The sequence below is a fragment of the Prevotella herbatica genome, assembly GCF_017347605.1.
GTDB lineage: Bacteria > Bacteroidota > Bacteroidia > Bacteroidales > Bacteroidaceae > Prevotella > Prevotella herbatica.
Genome location: NZ_AP024484.1, coordinates 1,872,888 through 1,890,519 on the forward strand (window position 1 = coordinate 1,872,888; position 17,632 = coordinate 1,890,519).

Below are 17,632 nucleotides of genomic sequence, written 5' to 3' on the forward strand. Positions count from 1 at the left end.
TTTAATAAGCAACAAAATGAAAAAGAATATATTTTATTCATTATTACTAGCATGTGTCGCCATGTCATTCTCTGCATGTTCAGAGGATAACCTGAGCTCGGAGAGTGTCATCACATCGGATAGTGGTAATAATTCAACAAAGACGAACTTTGATGAATGGTTGACAGTAAATTATGTGCAGCCATATAATATAGAATTCAAGTATCGTTACGAGTATAATGAGACCGATAAGACTTTTTATACAGTTCCTGCTGACTATAATCAGTCTGTGGAATTGGCTCATATCGTTAAATACACTTGTGTTGAGGCTTACAACGAGGTCGGGGGTGTTGAATTCACTCGTCGTTATTTTCCGAAGATGTTTTTCCTTATTGGAGAATTTGAGTATAAAAACAACGGAACAATGATTTTAGGTACTGCTGAAAGTGGAAAGAAAATCTTACTTACCGGAGTAAATAATCTTGATCAATATAAGAACAATCTTAATTATCTTAATGAATTGTATCTTAAGACAATCCATCATGAGTTTACTCATATTCTTAATCAGACAAAGGATTATTCATCAGCCTTTCAGCTTGTTACATCTACTGGCTATGTAGCCGATAGTTGGAGTGTTCCAGAATATTCCTCAGGTTATTTACAGAGAGGTTTTATAAGTGCTTATTCTCAGCATTCACATGGTGAGGATTTTGCAGAGATGCTTTCTATGTATATAACCAACACACCTGAGCAATGGGAGGCTTGGATGGAAGAAGCTGCCGGAACTCCTGATGATCCAAAGAATGGACGTGAGCTTATTGAGGCAAAACTTAATATGGTAAGGTCTTACATGAAGAATTCTTGGAATATTGATATTGATAAGTTAAGGACTTCTGTATTGCGCCGTGAATATGACGTTGTTGCTGATAAGATAAACTTAAGTGATTTAACAATAAAATAACGAAAGCATACAATTATGAAAAATAATATATTTAAATTATTACTATTGCTCCTTCCTTTGCTTGTCTTTCAGTCTTGTATGAAAGATCAGGAAGATCTTTTTGACGAGCCTTCGTCATTGCGTATGCAGAATGCTCTAGATAAAACAAGAAAGGTGCTTGAAGGATCAAAAAAGGGTTGGCTAATAGATTATTATGTAGGTGACAATCAACAATATGGAGGTTATGCTTTTACGGTGAAGTTTGATTCACTTACATGTACTGCGGCCTCTGAGCTGTCTGCTGATAGTGCAACTTCATATTATAAACTCACTACTGACGATGGACCTGTATTGACTTTTGATACCTACAACACGGTGTTGCATGCTCTTGCTACACCTAGTGCCGATAATTATGAAGGTTTTCATGCCGATTATGAATTCATAATACTTAGTGCTGATGCTAACGAAGTTGTGTTGAAAGGAAAGAAGACGGGTTCAATAATGAAGATGTATCCTTTAACAGAAACGCCATCAGCTTATCTTAGCAATGTTAAATCTACTATTGATAATTTCGTTATTAATGGGGCTTCTGGTTCTGTAGATAAAACTAGTCTTGACATATCAGTTGATATTGATAATAGGCAGATAGAGTACTATATTAAAAATGATTCTACCGTTTTGGGTTCAACAGCTTTTACAATGACAGATAAAGGGGTGCGCTTGTATGACCCAATAATAGTTGATGGAAAGAAATTGCAAAATTTTATATTTGATGCAGATAAGACAACTTTAACTTGTACTGATGCTTCTAACGTGACTTTGAAAGGAACTTTGCCAGCTGGTTATTTTAAATATTCTGATTATGCAGGTGATTATTCGTTTACATATAGTGCACCCGTTTCAGGAAAGCTGACTAAACTAACAATGGATGTCAAGCTGACTCCGTCAGGTGATGGCACAACGTATAAATTAGATGGTTTAAACTCTAATTTTAGTCCTATACTTAAGTATAATAAGTCAAAAGGTATATTAGAACTGAATAGTCAGGTTATTGGTGAATATCAAGGTTATAATATCTGGCTTTGTGCATGGGGAATAGCCGCTGGTGGAAATCTAACATGGAATACGGGCGCAGGTATGGTGTTGAAGTATAATTCAAGTTTAGGTGCCCCAGGAAAACTTGGTTTTAAATGGGCTTCAAATGGATATTCTGGATTAACTTCTGATTCATTTATTATGTGGCTTATAGACTCTAATGGTAAAAGTGCAGGAGGCTTTGTAAATCCAGCTTGGGCAGTGAATGGCTCTAATCGTTTCTATTATTTGGACTCATTAATTAAAAAGTAAATTAGTATGAAGAAGATTATAAATTTATTTATTGTATTATTGGGTATACTAGTATTTGCCGCTTGTAGCGATAATATTGATAATCCTTATGCAAGAGAATCCACAATTAGTGTTGTGAAAAGTAATCTTGTATTTCCAGCTCGTGCTTCTAATGGGGTAGTAGAGTTCCGTTCTCAAGGCACAGTAAGCGCATCTTCAAACGCTACATGGTGCAAGATCAGTGTCGTAGGAGATACAGTAAAGGTTGATGTTGAACAGAATAATAATAATGAAGGTCGTTCAACGGTCGTTACATTACATAATGGAACTGATTCCGTAAATGTTCCTTTGGTACAAGGAGGTCTTGTTTTCCAACTGTCGGTTTCATCTGTTAATAATAGCTCTGATTTAGCAACCTCGTTTACTTATGCAATGTCTGCCAATCTTGACTTCAATGTTTTATCAGCTCCTGATTGGATAACGGTTTCAAATACAGAAGATAGTTTGAAAATTAGTATGACTGCTAATACAACTGGGCATTTGCGTTCTGGTTATATTAAATATAACGTAGGTAGTTATAAAGATTCAATAAAGGTTGCCCAATGTGACTTTGATACAGACTTAGCTGGTGATTATTATCTTGTCTCAGAAGATGGTGCCGGCAAATTACAGGCTTTCAATGCAGTAGTTTCGAGAGATACGATATCCTTACCTGATTTAGATTTAAAGATACCCGTAGCTTTTGATGGTACAAGCATTGCTATTTCAACTAAATGCGGACAATATGTAGGAACATTTAATATTGCGGGTACAATATATTATGTTTATACTGTTTTTGCCGATGCAACTGTTGATTATTGGACAGGATATAATATCGGTGGGGCAGCCTATACTGCAGCTTTTGATTATGATATTAATGATGGTACATATGCAGAATTTAGTGGAACGTTTGGTACCAATGAAATCGGCACATTATTGTTCGCTGGCTGCACCTCAAAACAGCTTAATGCAAATTCTTTAAAGAAGATTTTGTTAGAGCAACATTCTCCGTATTTATTAAAAAAAACTGATTCTAAAGCCAAAATCGCCAGTTTAGAAAAGCAAAATCAATTAAAATTTGTATTGCGTTAGGTTATCAACTAAATATTTTATATTAAAGGTGTGCTTTTTGTAAAGCACACCTTTTATGTTTTAAGCATATTAGGTTCTTTCCCTTCACTTTTTTTTGCTATATAGCTAATTAAGCGAAAATTGAAGAGTGGGGGAACTTATTTGAATGCTTAAACAATACAGCTAAAAGTATCCATATAACTAATTGCTATCTTAATTCTTTGATGGATTCTATTTTTATTCTATTTTTCAATATATTAAATATTTGATGGACTGTCAATTTTATATTGAATATTGTCTTTTAATTGACATTGTGTTGTAAAATATTTAATAAATATGCGTAAATGTAATCGAAATACGGCTTTTTTGCTTCAAAACGAAATTTTTAGCATTAAATATTTGGAGGTTGGTTATACATTCATTAACTTTGTGCACGATAACATTAATAAAATTAATTAAGCGAGAAAAGAAACAGCTTTTATCGAGTTTAAGTAGAGATTTTGTAATTTTTGAGCTTTAAAGAGAGAGACTTTATGGAAAAGAGACTTTTAGTGTTTCTAGCCTGCTTGTTCCTAAATTTAGGAATAGCACTGGCGCAGATTAGAGTGTCTGGTACTGTAACATCAAGTGATGACGGTGAGCCAATCACTGGTGCTTCAATTCTTGTACAGGGTACTAAAACTGGTACAGTAACAGACGTGGATGGTAATTTCCAATTAACAGCACCTGAGGGGAGCGTGTTAAGAGTAAGTTATCTTGGAATGAAGACAAAAGATGTTAAGGCTGCTACAAACCTTAAAATCGTTCTTCAGTCAGACAACAGAACACTTGATGATGTCGTAGTTACGGCACTCGGTGTATCACGTGAGAAGAAAGCTCTGGGATATGCTGTTAGTGAAGTTCAGGGTTCTGATTTGATTAAATCACGTGGTGGCGTTAGCAATCCTGTTAATGCATTACAAGGTAAAGTTGCGGGTTTGCAGATTTCTTCAAGTTCTGGTTCTATGGGTGGTTCTTCAAAGATTATCATTCGTGGCGCTAGTTCTCTTTCAGGAAATAACCAACCTTTGTTTGTTGTAGATGGTGTGCCTATTGAAGGTACAGACTATAACGCAACAGAAGTAGGCTCTTCTGATGTTAATTCAACAGCACGTGGTGCTGGTGGTTACGACTATGGTAACCTTGTACAGGATATAAACCCTGATGATATTGAAAACATATCAGTGTTGAAAGGTGCAGCTGCATCTGCTCTGTATGGTTCTCGTGCATCAAATGGTGTAATAATGATCACCACAAAACGTGGACAGAAAGATCAGGGACTTGGTGTTGAATATAGTTCAACGGTTGGTTTCGAAACTGTAACAAAGTTACCAAAACTTCAGAGTCAGTATGGTGGTGGCTATGGATATGCTGGTAGTTATAAGGCTAGCGGTAGCGAAGCTGATGACTTCAAGACAACAACTGTAAATGGAACTACATATACTATACCTGATTATGGTATGGATGAAAGTTGGGGCCCTAAGCTTGACGGACGTCAGGTTGTTTCTTGGGCTGATTTGCAGAAATGGGAAGCTGGTGGTAAGGTAGGTAATCCTACAACATCTCCATGGAGTCCTGCTACTTCGGATTATCGTGACTTCTTTAAAACAGGAGTTTCGTATACAAATAACGTAGCTATATCAAAAGCTTATGATAACAGTGCATTCCGTATTTCATATACAAATACAGCTATGACAGGTTACCTTCCAAACAGTTCACAATATAAAAATACTGTAAGTGTTAATGGTAACATCATGAGCAAGGATAAGAAGTTGAATGTGTTCACAAGTGTAAACTTCTTCAATAGCCGCACAAAAGGCCGTCAAGATACTGGTTATGGCGACAATAATATCATGGTGAAGTTTACTCAGTGGGGACAGCGTCAGCTCAATATGGATGAACTTAAAGCTTTGTACCTCAAAGATGATGGAACACAAGGCTCTTGGAATAGAGGTGGCTTTGATGACCCTACAATCCAATATCATAATAATGTTTATTGGAGCCGTTATATGAACTATGAAAACGATTCACGTAATCGTATTTATGGTAATGTAGGTGTAAGCTATCAAATTCTTCCACAGTTGAAGGCACAGTATAAGGCAAATCTTGATTTCTATGCAGACAAGCAATATGAACGCAATGCGGTTTATTCTCAGGAGCTTTCTGCATACAAGGAAAGTTCACGTCAGCAATACGAATTAAACCACGAGTTCTTGTTGATGTACAATCAGGCATTTGGTGATTACTCTGTTACAGCTAATGTCGGTGCAAATATTATGCAGCGTCATTATGAACTTATTTATGGTGAGACTAAGGGTGGACTCGCAATTCCTCTCTATTATAATCTTGCTAACTCAATTACAACTCCTCAAGCGTATAACTACAAATTAGAAAAAGGAATTAATTCTTTATTTGGTGATGTTACTATAGGTTGGAAGAATATGTTGTATTTGGAGGCAACACTACGTGGAGATAAGTCTTCTACATTGCCAAAGAGTAATAATACTTATGTGTATCCTTCTGTTACAGCCAGTTGGTTGTTCTCTGAACTCTTGAAAGATAAAGCGCCATGGTTGTCTTATGGTAAATTGCGTGCAGGTTATGCTCGTGTAGGTAATGATACAGATCCATATCAGGTGATGCAGACTTATACACAATATACTAATATTGATAGTTCTACTCCTGGATACCGTCTTTCAAATACATTGTCAAACTCAAACCTGAAGCCTGAGTCTACAAAGTCTTGGGAATTTGGACTTGAGACATCATTCCTTAATAACCGTTTAGGATTTGACTTGACATATTATACCACTAAAACAAGTAATGAAATATTACCATTGTCTGTTTCTGGTTCAACAGGTTACATCTATAAAATGATTAACTCTGGAACAATCGAGAATAAAGGTGTAGAATTTGCTTTTCATGCAACTCCTGTAAAAACTCGCAATTTTGAATGGACAACTAATATAACATTGGCTTCAAACAAAAATACAGTTAAGTCGCTTGCAGAAGGTGTAGACTATTATCGTATTGCTAATGCTCCTTTCAAGGTAGAGATTGGTGCTGTTGTTGGTAAACCTTATGGTGTAATCATGGGTACTAACTATGTATATGATAAAAATGGTAACAAGTGTGTAGATTCTAACGGATTATACATGTCAACAAGCGGCAATGAGGATATAGGTCATATCTATCCTGATTTCACAGGTGGTTGGTCTAACTCATTTAAGTGGGGTAATTTTGACGCAAGCTTCCAGTTTGACTTTTCAAAGGGTGGTCATTTCTTCTCAACAACTCAGATGTGGGGATACTACTGTGGTATGTTTGCAGAAACAGCCGCAAACGGTGTACGTGAAAAAGGTATAATCTCTGATGGTGTTGTTTATGGAACAGGTGAAAAGAATACAGTAAGAGTAAGTGCCCGCGATTATTATGAAAACTATTATAATGGTCCTGCTGCACAAAATATTTTGAGATCTGATTATATCAAACTTCGTGAGGTAACAGTAGGTTATACATTTAAACTAAATCCAGTTTGGTTTATAAAGTCTCTTCGCCTTTCAGCTTACGGACGTAATCTTGGCGTATGGGGACCTGACTGTAAGAACTTTGATCCAGAAATGATTGTTACAAGTTCTGGTAATATACAGGGTATCGAAGGCGGTGCTACTCCTATGGTTGCCAATTATGGTCTTACTGTAAATCTCAAATTCTAAAATAAGGGAGGATATACAATATGAATAATTTTCTAAAATATATATTTTTAGGTTCATTGTGCCTTACCGCTGTATCATGCAGTGATTTGGATCAAATGAATGTAAGTCCAAATAGTACATCTGATGTTCCGTCAAATATGTTGATGGAAGGTGCCGAGAAATGGGCAATGGATAATATCTATGATGTTTGGTTCAGTGGTCGTCAGTGTCTTCCATATTCACAGCAGTGGTCACAGCGTAATTATACAGAAGAGGATAGATATCAGGTTCGTGAGTCAACTAATAATAGCTATTTCAACTACCTTTATATGGGTATGGCTAATTTTGATAAGGTTGTCAAATTGAATTCTGATGATGCAACAAAGGTTAAGAATGCAACTTTTGGTGCAAATGAAAATCAGATTGCTGCAGCTATGATTATGAAAGTTTGGCTGATGGATGTAATTACTGATACATGGGGAAATGTTCCATATTCTGATATTTCAAAATTAGAAAGTGATAACATCATGTATTGTAAGTATGATGACCAGAAAGATATCTATGCTGGTATGATAAAAGATCTTACAACAGCTGTTAATATGATCGATGCTTCACAGAGTGCATTTACTTCTGGCGATATAATATTTGGCGGTGACGCAAGCAAGTGGAAGAAGTTTGGTAATTCTTTGAAGTGCCGCCTTGCAATCCATCTTTCTAAAGTTGATCCTAATTGGAAGTCTTATATTGCTGATGCTTTGAAGAGTGGAGTAATGGAAAGTAATGATGACGCAGCTAAGTTTACTTATGTTGCTTCTGGTTCTGATTATTGCCAGTTCTATAAAGGTTTCTTTACTGATGGTCGTAATGACTTTACGATAGCACGTCCTTTGGTTGATATAATGAAAGGTCAGCGTGATTCTTTGAACAATAAGCAACATCCTTGGGAGGGAACTTTAGATCCACGTCTAAGTGTTTACACTACTCCAAATGCTGATGGAGTATATCAGGGTATTCCTTATGCTGCACCAACAGGAACTCAGGATAAATTCCGTGCTAGTTCGCCAAACTGGTATAGCACTAAGCCTATGGTTGTTCAAAAGACTTATGCAGTTCCTTTGATGACTTATGCTGAGTTGAAGTTCATCCTTTGTGAATATAATGGTTATGATGTTGCTGATTATAAAGATGGTATTAAAGCCTCACTTCAATATTGGTATGATTTGGCTGGTAAGTCAATCTCAAATACGACAATTGATGCATACGTAAATGCTGTTTCTGGAAATGTAAACGCAGAAAGCTGTGCTCTTCAGAAATATATCGATCTTTATACCAATGGTACTGAAGCTTGGACTGAAATCCGTCGTACAGGTTATCCTGAACAGTTGATTCGCCCAGGTGAAATTACATGTATCTATGATGGCTCTAAAGTTGCATTTACTCCATTGAGTGAAACTAAAGGTGATATTATTGAACGTGTTAAATATCCAACTAATGAAAGTACGCTTAATGGTGATAATTGGAAAGCTGCAGTAGCTAAACTTACTGATGGAACAAACAATTATTACAGTAAGATGTATTGGGATGTACGCGTATCTAAGTATAATCATCCAGCAAATAAATAATCTGTAGATAAGATGATTGGTCGCGAGACCAGTCTTATCTCTCTCTCTCTCTGATCTTGGGGCTGACTTTTTTGTCAGCCCCTTTTGTTGTTCAGAAAATTGTGTTATCTTTGCATCACGTTTATTACAATCAGAAGAAAAATATGATATTTAGGTGACGATGTCCTGATTCATATTATAAAAAGGATAAAAGGTAAAAAGATGAAAAAGATATTATTTGTATTGATGCTGTTTGCTTCTCTATTCGCAAATGCTCAAGCTAAGGACGTTATAGGGGAGCATTGGGTTGGTACTTGGGCTACGGCACAACAACCTGTTGTAAAGACTTTTATGCCTTACAATAATAACATGTCAAACCGTTCAGTCAGACAAATTGTTAAGGTGTCGATTGGAGGGAAGCTAATTAGATTGCAAATTAGTAATGAACTTTCCTCTGAGCCTTTAGTGATCCGCTCTGTATATATAGCTCATGCCGGTGATTCTTCGGCTGTTGATGCAAAAACGGCAAAATATTTGAAGTTTGGTAATAAGTATAATATAACAATTCCTGCAGGAAAGACAAAATTCTGTGATGCGTTAGTTTATGATTTAAAGCCTTTGCAACGGTTAGCCATAACAATTAATTATACTTCGGCACCTGCAAATCCTACGGTTCATATGGGTTCTCGGACAACAAGCTATATTATGCGTGGAGTGACGAATGCAACTAGTAACTTCTCGAATGCATTCCGTGAGAATCATTGGTTTAATATTGCTGCAATAGATGTCTTTGATGCAACAGGAAAGAGTATTGCTATCATCGGTAATTCTATTACTGATGGAAAGAATAGCACTGATAATGCTCAAAATCGTTGGCCTGATATCATGTCAGAGACATTACACTATAAACATCATATAACTAATATAGGAGTATTGAATCTTGGTATAGGTAACAACAGGGTTGTTGTTCCTGGAGGATTCGGGGCTTTGGCAAAATATCGTTTTGACCATGATATTTTAGAGCAACGTGGATTAAACTCAGTCGTAATCTTTGAGGGCGTAAATGATATCGGTGCTGCTACAAAGGGAAATAGCGAGGCTGTTGCAATGCAACTTATTGAGTCTTATGATGCAATGATAAAAAAAGCAAAGGAAAGGAAACTTAAAGTATTTCTTGGTACTATAACTCCGTTTAAGGGTGCTGGATATTATTCAATTTTTCATGATGCAGCTCGCGAAACTGTTAACCAATGGATAAGATCTCAAAAAGAGAAAGTTGATGGTATTTTAGACTTTGATGAACTCCTTCGTGATCCTGAAGATCATAGTCGAATGCAAAAGAATTTGCAAAGTGATTGGTTGCATCCTAATATAGAAGGGTATAGGCTGATGGGCGAATATGCTGCCAATATTATAAAATGAAAGATTCAATACTCGTATAGTTTTACGTGTAGAATCTTCCTTTCCCCAACAGATATTCTTACGTGTCGTCCTTGATGATCTTCATCACCGTTCAGTCTGCGAAGATATTCAATTTTGCCGTCTGCTTTTATTGTAACTTCGTCAACGTATCCAATCCCCGTACGTTTTCCTTTAAATTGTGATGAGTTCTTTCTACTAGAATCATCATTGCGTCCGTTAATGATGAATCCATCTTCGCCAAGTTTTTCTTCTTTGTTTTGCAGAATCTCATTGTTGTTTAGAAATGACACGACAATTCCATTCCCTGCAATCAAATAATCATTTTTAGCCAGTTTAATTATTATTCCGCCGCCTTCTTGCCATTCTTGACCATTTGTTGCACGTTTATCCCAAGGTAAAGTGAAATAGTGTCTGCATGTTATTGTGATGTTGTCATCTTTAATTATTCGCTGATTGTCAGTCTTATCAAAAAGAACGCCGTGTATATCTTTTTTGTTATTATGCGTCATAATAGGATAAAGCTGACGAAGTAGCGAAAAACTACCTTGTAAGTTTTCTATTGCTTCTTTTTCTGCAGTGTCAATAGAGAAAGTGCTATATCCCAAAGCATGGTGTTCACCAAAAACATATAGAGCTCTTACTCCGCTATTTGCGCAACATTTACTTTCTGGAATAAATAGACGGTTGTTCTTGAAATCGTATTTTTTTGCCCATTCTTTAAAGCCTGCATCGTAGATGTCTGGTGACATCATGTCAATACTTGGTGCATAAGCCTTCCATATCTTACTAAGGTGTGCCAAAGGTCCCGCTGATGGATATTCTCCAGGCTTTCGTCCACGGCTATTCATGGCTGCATTTACATATAAAGGTATGTTGTGGATTTGTTTTGCATTTTTGGCTAGTCGTTCAACATATTTCGCATAATAAATTGCTTGAAATGCTTCGTCCTCATAAAGTTTGCCTTCTGTATGAAATCCGATTTGATTTAACTCTTTCCGCCATATACCTTTGCTGTATTCCTTGTTTGCTATTTCTGAATAGTCTCTAGCACTTTCAAGCATACCGATCTCATTTTCCACTTGGATCATTATGACAGTCTCCTTCTGTGGATCTATTTTTTTAATATGCCTTATGAGAGAAGTAAATGCTGTGTTATCAGCTTGGAATACATTCTCAGAAAATGCTGATGCAATTTCCATCTTTCTGCCCTTGTCTGTAATTGCCCTTGGAAAGCGTTTTGTGTCTTCCTTAAACCACATCGGTGCATAGCAACTCATAGAATTCTTCCATGCTCCAAACCATAAAAATATAACCTTAATATTGTTTTTTCGTGCAATATTAATGGTTTCATCGATTAGTGAAAAATCAAATGTCCCCTCTGTAGGTTCAATTAAGTCCCATTGTGCAGGTACTAGTACAGTATTAATACCTGTCTTGGCAGCCTTAGAAATCGAACTATCAATGTCTGCAATATTCGTTGCTGCAGAATTACTTAGTTCACCACCTAAAATCATTTCCTGTCCAATGCATTGTGCTGTAAAACACGTTAGCATTGTAACCATAATAAATATTATTCTTTTCATAATGGTATTATTGTCTTAACTTGCTGCTAACTGATATTGGCATAAAGCTAACACCGGTGAAATCGTACTTTATTGGTTGTTTTGAGAAAGTTTGAAAGTATCCCAATGTGTAGTTACGCCATTCCTTAGCATTGTCTAATTGCACTTGGAGCAACACGTTTACTTTTGACCAACGTTCTTCATCAACATACGGTTGAGCATCTTGCCAAATCTTTTGAAACGACACAACTTGTTCTATACCTCTATAATAGAGTCCACATAGTTCATCCCATAATGTGTCTCCATTTCTTAATTTGTAATCCCATGGAACATGATGAAACCATAGTAAGTATTCATCTGGACAAGTCTGTAGATTGTCGAACATACTTCGGTATGGTTCTCTGTATTGTGATACAGCATTAGTGCCTTTTGAGGATCTATCAAATCCTATACCATTTTTGTCTGCCTTATGATAATACACTGGGCACCATTCTATTGGATATTCTGCTTTGTATCCGTCTGGCTGTGGTCCGTAATGGTGGTCGAATGCAAATAAATGGTGGAGACCTAGTGGCATCATATAGTCAACGCATGCTTCACGGCTTGTTAGCATCATGTCTCCTATAGCATACTCATTAATATTCTGCCCAAATGTTTGTTGAATCCATTCATGAGCGATTAAATCGGCAGAAAGAGATGGATCCCATGCAAGTCTACCAAAGGCATACCAGTTAGCTTGTGAAAAAGGATGTCCACACCAATTAGTATCATCCCCTATATTACTCACACCTGCTATACCAACAAGGCAGTCTGGAGATACAAAGCTGAAAAATTCTTTCCACATTGTTGCGAGATATACCAGATGCTTGCTTTGTCCTGTATATTCTTGTGTAATCTGGAACTCTGCCATTTGTTTTGTATGCTTCATGTTGTCGAAGATCGGAGCATAGGGTTCACGTGGTTGAAAATCAAGTGGTCCGTTCTTGCTTTGGAGTATTACATTGTTACGGAATTTGCCGTCAAGATCTTTGAATTCATTAAGAGCTTGTTTCACTCGGTCTTCGCCTTTGTGCTTTGCGCCATATACAAAACTTCGCCACATGACGATTCCTTTGTGAGGGGCCAGTGCATCAGCAAGCATATTCGCACCGTCAGCATGAGTACGTCCGTAATCAAATGGTCCTGGTTGTCCTTCTGAATTTGCTTTTACAAGAAATCCACCGAAGTCTGGAATTAAAGAATATATCTCGTTTACTTTATTTATCCACCAATTTCTAACGGTTACATCGAGTGGATCTGCTGTTTTTGTATATCCCAAGGCCATTGGTGAACCGAAATTCACAGATAGATAAACTTTTATCCCGTAAGGTCTTATTATATCAGCTATATTTTTTATACTATCAAGATATTCTTTTGTCAAAATCTTGGGAGAAGCATTCACGTTGTTTAGCACACTACCGTTTATTCCAATAGAAGCATTTGCTCGTGCATATTCCATAATACGTTTCTCCCAGTCATAGCCTTTTAGTTTTGAAGAGAAGAAAATACTTTTTCCGGCATAACCACGCTCTATACTTCCGTCAAGATTATCCCAATGATTGAGAATCCGTCGTGAATATTTTGGAGCAGAATATCCTCCAGCGTTACTGTTTGTGCTAAGTTGTTGTGTCCTTAGAGCTTCGTAAACACCATATAGCAGTCCGATTTCAGAATGAGAACAAATGGAATCTGCATCATAAATGAATCCGTCATCATTTTTTAAACGTTTGTCAATTACGAGTTTTATGTCTTTGCCATTCCAATATTTCTTTAATTCCTCAATGGCAATCTGCATAGTTTTTCCACCTTGCGGTGCAATTACATGAGCTTTGTTTAGAGTCTCGTATCTCAACCATAGATTATGCCCGTCTTCTGCGGTTATCGTGGAGCAAATCGCAAAGAATATAAATAACAGTATAGTTTTCTTCATGTTGCAAAATTAATCAATATTTTTATATTATAGTTTGTTTATAATATCCTATTCTTTATGTTTCGTCTCAAAATATTCAGATGGGGCTACCCCAAAGTGTTTTTTAAATACAGTTGAAAAATGGGTCTGATTATTGAAACCTACGGCATAAGCTACCTGGGATATGTTGATTTCTCCTTGAATAATCAGTTGAGCAGCTTGCTCTAATCGTAGATTTCTTATGAATTCACCGGTGCTTACACCTGTAATTTCTTTCAGTTTACGATGTAGCTGCGCTCTACTCATACCCACACTTTCGACGAGCTTTTCTACATTAAAGTCTGGATCGCTGATATTTTCGTTGATACATTTCATCACCTTGTCCATAAGTATGGCGTTGTTACCTTTTACTTCTATTTTTGCCATTTTATCTTCTTGCTCCAATGCACCTGAGAATTTACCCTTAAGCCTTCTGACGTTATCGACCAGATTGTCAATTAGGATATGTAGCTCTTCCATGCTGAATGGTTTGGCAAGAAAAGCATCAGCGCCACGTTTTAATCCTTCAAGACGATTGTCAACATTACTCTTCGAGGTAAGAAGTATTACAGGGATGTCACTAATCTTACTGTTCCCTTTTATTTTTTTAAGCATGGTTATGCCATCCATTTCAGGCATCATCACATCACTTATAACCAAATTAAATTCAGAAGAAAGTAGTTTGCTTAATCCTTCCCTTCCATTTGACGCATAATCGAACTTATACCATCCGCCCAGTTCGTTTATAATATATGTCGCAATTTCGTGGTCGTCGTCAACGATTAAGATTCTGAAATCTTTATTGGCGCTTTTCTTATGTGTTTGTGATGCGATTTCATTTATATTATCTTTACCAGTTGGTTCTATTTCTTCTGGTTTAAGATGAGCATTTCCAAGTGGAATATTTATTTCCATACATGTGCCCTTTTGGCCGTCACATCTATTATATGCCTTTATGTTTCCTCCGTGCATGTTTACCAATGCTTTGCATAAGTTCAAGCCAATACCTGTACCGGCAATATGAAATCCTTTCGTATTTTTTCCTTGATAGAAACGATCAAATAGTTTTCCTGCGTCTTCATTTTTTATTCCGATCCCAGAATCTGTTATTTTGAGCGTCGCCTTTGAGCTGTCACAAGTTATTAACACATCTATGGTTCCATTGTCAAAAGTGTATTTTATAGCATTTGACATCAAATTATTAATAATCTTGTCAAAGTTAATGCGATCAATCCATACATTTATCTTTTTCTGTGATGCCTCCAAAGAAATATTTATGTTCCTTTCTTTTGCGTTATATGAATATAAAGCAATAATACTGCGAGTGAATTCTACTAGGTCAGTCTCATCACAGTGTAGTTGCATTTGATTTTTGTCGATTTTCCGTTCGTCAAGAATTTGATTTACCAACAGTAACAGTCTTTGAGCATTACGGTCAATGATATTTATTTCTCCCAGACTGTCAATATCAGTAATCTTACGCTTTAGTTTTTCCAATGGGCTCATTATCAATGTTAACGGAGAGCGTATATCATGAGTAGCATCAATGAGAAATCTCATTTTCTGCTCTTCAAGATCAGCGATCCTACGTCTTTCATAATATCTGAATATGAAATATATAAGTATGATTATCAGTGCGGCATATATTATATATGCCAATGTTGTTGCATACCATGGTGATTCTACCGTAATATCTATTACTTTTGTACCCTTGGAGACAATGCCATTGCAGCTAGCCCTTACCTCAATCTGATAATTTCCAGGGTTGAGCTTGTTAAAAGGAATGGAGTTTATTCCTTCGTCTGTAGAATACCATTCACCTCGGTTTATTCGATATTGATAGGAGACATCTTCTGCATTTTTATAGTTTAATAGCGAGAATTCAAGAGTAAAAGTGTTTTCTGAATATGGAACTGTATACTCGTTCTTGGTATAGTCCATATGTTTGCCATAAATGATGAAATTTGTAAGATGTACATCTCCCATTTCTGTAATGTCACTAATTACGTTATCTGGATAAAAAGTTGTGATTCCATCGGTGTTTCCAAATCCAATGCGTCCATCTTTAGATTGCATTACAGCACCTAATGTATATTCACGAGAGCGAAGGCCGTTTCCATTGATATGTGCAATGAAAGTCTCTGTATGGTGGTCATATTGCCATATACCCATTGTTGTGCTTACCCAAATATTATTGTGCGAATCTTTTACTATACCGCATATTTGTTTGTTTCTAAGTACTGATGAATGTGGAAATGGTGCTAGTTTCTTTAAACCACGATAATATATGTATAATCCTTCATCGGTTCCTATTATCATATTGCCCCAATCGTCTTCGCATAAACAGTTAGCTTGCGAATTGCGCAATATGCAATTCCAACCGTAATTGTCGAAGGTGTATGATTGGGTGTTAAGGCACGCTACGCCATTTGAAGTGCCAATCCACAGAAGCCCTTGACGATCGAATCTTAAGGATCTAATCCAGTCGTTGCATAACATCCCGTGAGGAGACGTCATACTCATGTCAAGAATCTTAACTTTATGTGTCTTGCTATCATAAATGTATAGCCCCTTACTATATACAGATATGTATAATTTGCCCATTCCATCGTCTGTAATGCAGTATATTCCTGCACTGGCAAATTTCATTTCTTGTTTATAGTTTCCTGTTTCTGGATTATAACTATATAGTGCGTTTCCTGTACCAACCCAGTATCGTCCCCATTTGTCCTGATAGATTATGCTTGTTCCTGCTGGAGATTTGGGGTGACTGACAATCTTGCCTGCATTATCAAATTTATAAACTCCGCTGTTTTGAACCGTACACAGAATACTTCCGTCGTTTCCGGGAGCGAGTGAAGAAACACTGCTTCCAATTGAATAATTTTGATCAGAGAAACTCCAACTATTAAAAGCCATTTTCTGATTGTTAATTAGAAATAATCCTTTTTTATAACAACCAATCCATATATTTTGGCTCTTGTCTTCATAAATGGCATTCACCCATGACGTGCTAAGGTCGAACTTACTGCTGTTATTGTTTTCAAATGCTTTAAATGTTCTACTTCCTGCAGGAGCCATTAGTACTCCACATTCTGATGTTCCAATATAAAGATTGCCGTTTTTATCGAATTTTGAACAGTTTATAGTGATGTTTCCCTTATAAGGTCCGAAATTATATCCAGCATCTGTTATCTTGCCAGTTGTGTAGTCATAGTTTACAATTCCAAACATGCATACAATCATCATAGAGTTCTTCCAGTCTTGGTAGAAATTTACAGGAGCCCCACATGGTGAATCAAAATTAGTGACTTTTATTTTTCCTTTATATTTACTGAAACGTGTAAATCGACTTAAATGACTTCCTTGCCAAATATATCCGTGGCTGTCTTCAAATATGTGTGTGTAGAACATATTAGAATCTCTTGTGGAATATTGCTTCTCATATTTTATCTTGTCAGTACCTCTTTTAATAGAGTATAGTCCGAATCCTGCAGTACCCATAAGAATGTCACCGTTTCTACTTTCTATCATGTCGTAAATTCTCGGTTTCCTTCCATCTGGGAAATGGTACTGTATAAAGTTATCGTTAGTAGAATTATAGCGCATAAGCCCCTTTGCACATCCAATCCACAACCTTCCTTTTTTGTCTACGAGGAAAGATGATATAATGTTATCTGCTATTGATGTGGTATCTTTGCTGTTATGCAGATAATTAGTGAATTTGTAACCGTCAAACTTGCTTAGTCCATATTCGGTACCAATCCACATAAAACCGTATTTGTCTTGGGTCACACAGTTTATGAGACTACTTGACAATTTTTCTGATGTATAGAGTCTGCTGCTATCTGCCATAACGATTATCGTTATCAACAGACCAAAGAATGTAATAATGTAGTGTATGCGTTTCATGTAGTTATTTGTTGGTGTATGTTGCAAATTTAGTGAAAACCAGTTAAAATCAAAAATGT

General features: G+C 36.5%; 9 protein-coding genes. 6 read left to right on the top strand and 3 right to left on the bottom strand.

Features of this window, described 5'->3' with window-relative positions:
- Window positions 1–16: 16 nt before the first annotated feature.
- The 6 genes from prwr041_RS06905 (at window position 17) to prwr041_RS06930 (ending at window position 10,112) form a co-directional block, all read left to right on the top strand.
- Window positions 17–940, top strand: coding sequence for a zinc-binding metallopeptidase (locus tag prwr041_RS06905; RefSeq protein ID WP_207153103.1), 924 nt, complete (start codon window positions 17–19; stop codon window positions 938–940).
- Between the two features lie 15 nt (window positions 941–955).
- A complete protein-coding gene (locus tag prwr041_RS06910; protein ID WP_207153104.1) occupies window positions 956–2,266 on the top strand; it encodes a DUF4302 domain-containing protein in 1,311 nt (436 codons plus the stop codon).
- A gap of 6 nt (window positions 2,267–2,272) precedes the next feature.
- Window positions 2,273–3,376 carry a BACON domain-containing protein gene (locus prwr041_RS06915; protein ID WP_207153105.1) on the top strand — a complete coding sequence of 368 codons (1,104 nt, stop codon included), beginning with the start codon at window positions 2,273–2,275 and terminating at the stop codon, window positions 3,374–3,376.
- A 512-nt stretch (window positions 3,377–3,888) separates the two neighbouring features.
- The gene (locus prwr041_RS06920) at window positions 3,889–7,110 is read left to right on the top strand and encodes a SusC/RagA family TonB-linked outer membrane protein (RefSeq protein ID WP_207153106.1); all 3,222 of its coding nucleotides are present in this window, start codon (window positions 3,889–3,891) and stop codon (window positions 7,108–7,110) included.
- Window positions 7,111–7,130: 20 nt separating this feature from the next.
- Window positions 7,131–8,711 carry a SusD/RagB family nutrient-binding outer membrane lipoprotein gene (locus prwr041_RS06925; protein WP_207153107.1) on the top strand — a complete coding sequence of 527 codons (1,581 nt, stop codon included), beginning with the start codon at window positions 7,131–7,133 and terminating at the stop codon, window positions 8,709–8,711.
- Between the two features lie 201 nt (window positions 8,712–8,912).
- Entirely contained in the window at window positions 8,913–10,112 is a 1,200-nt protein-coding gene (locus tag prwr041_RS06930; protein WP_207153108.1) for a GDSL-type esterase/lipase family protein, read from the top strand.
- Window positions 10,113–10,117: 5 nt separating this feature from the next.
- Here prwr041_RS06930 and prwr041_RS06935 read toward each other — a convergent pair whose 3' ends face one another.
- From prwr041_RS06935 to prwr041_RS06945, 3 genes are read right to left on the bottom strand one after another with little or no spacing between them, the layout of a single operon-like run.
- Window positions 10,118–11,695 (bottom strand): DUF5597 domain-containing protein, encoded by a 1,578-nt coding sequence (locus tag prwr041_RS06935; RefSeq protein WP_207153109.1) that lies wholly within the window; start codon window positions 11,693–11,695, stop codon window positions 10,118–10,120.
- A 7-nt stretch (window positions 11,696–11,702) separates the two neighbouring features.
- Entirely contained in the window at window positions 11,703–13,643 is a 1,941-nt protein-coding gene (locus prwr041_RS06940; protein ID WP_207153110.1) for an alpha-glucuronidase, read from the bottom strand.
- Window positions 13,644–13,691: 48 nt separating this feature from the next.
- Window positions 13,692–17,573, bottom strand: coding sequence for a hybrid sensor histidine kinase/response regulator transcription factor (locus prwr041_RS06945; RefSeq protein ID WP_207153111.1), 3,882 nt, complete (start codon window positions 17,571–17,573; stop codon window positions 13,692–13,694).
- Window positions 17,574–17,632: the final 59 nt, after the last annotated feature.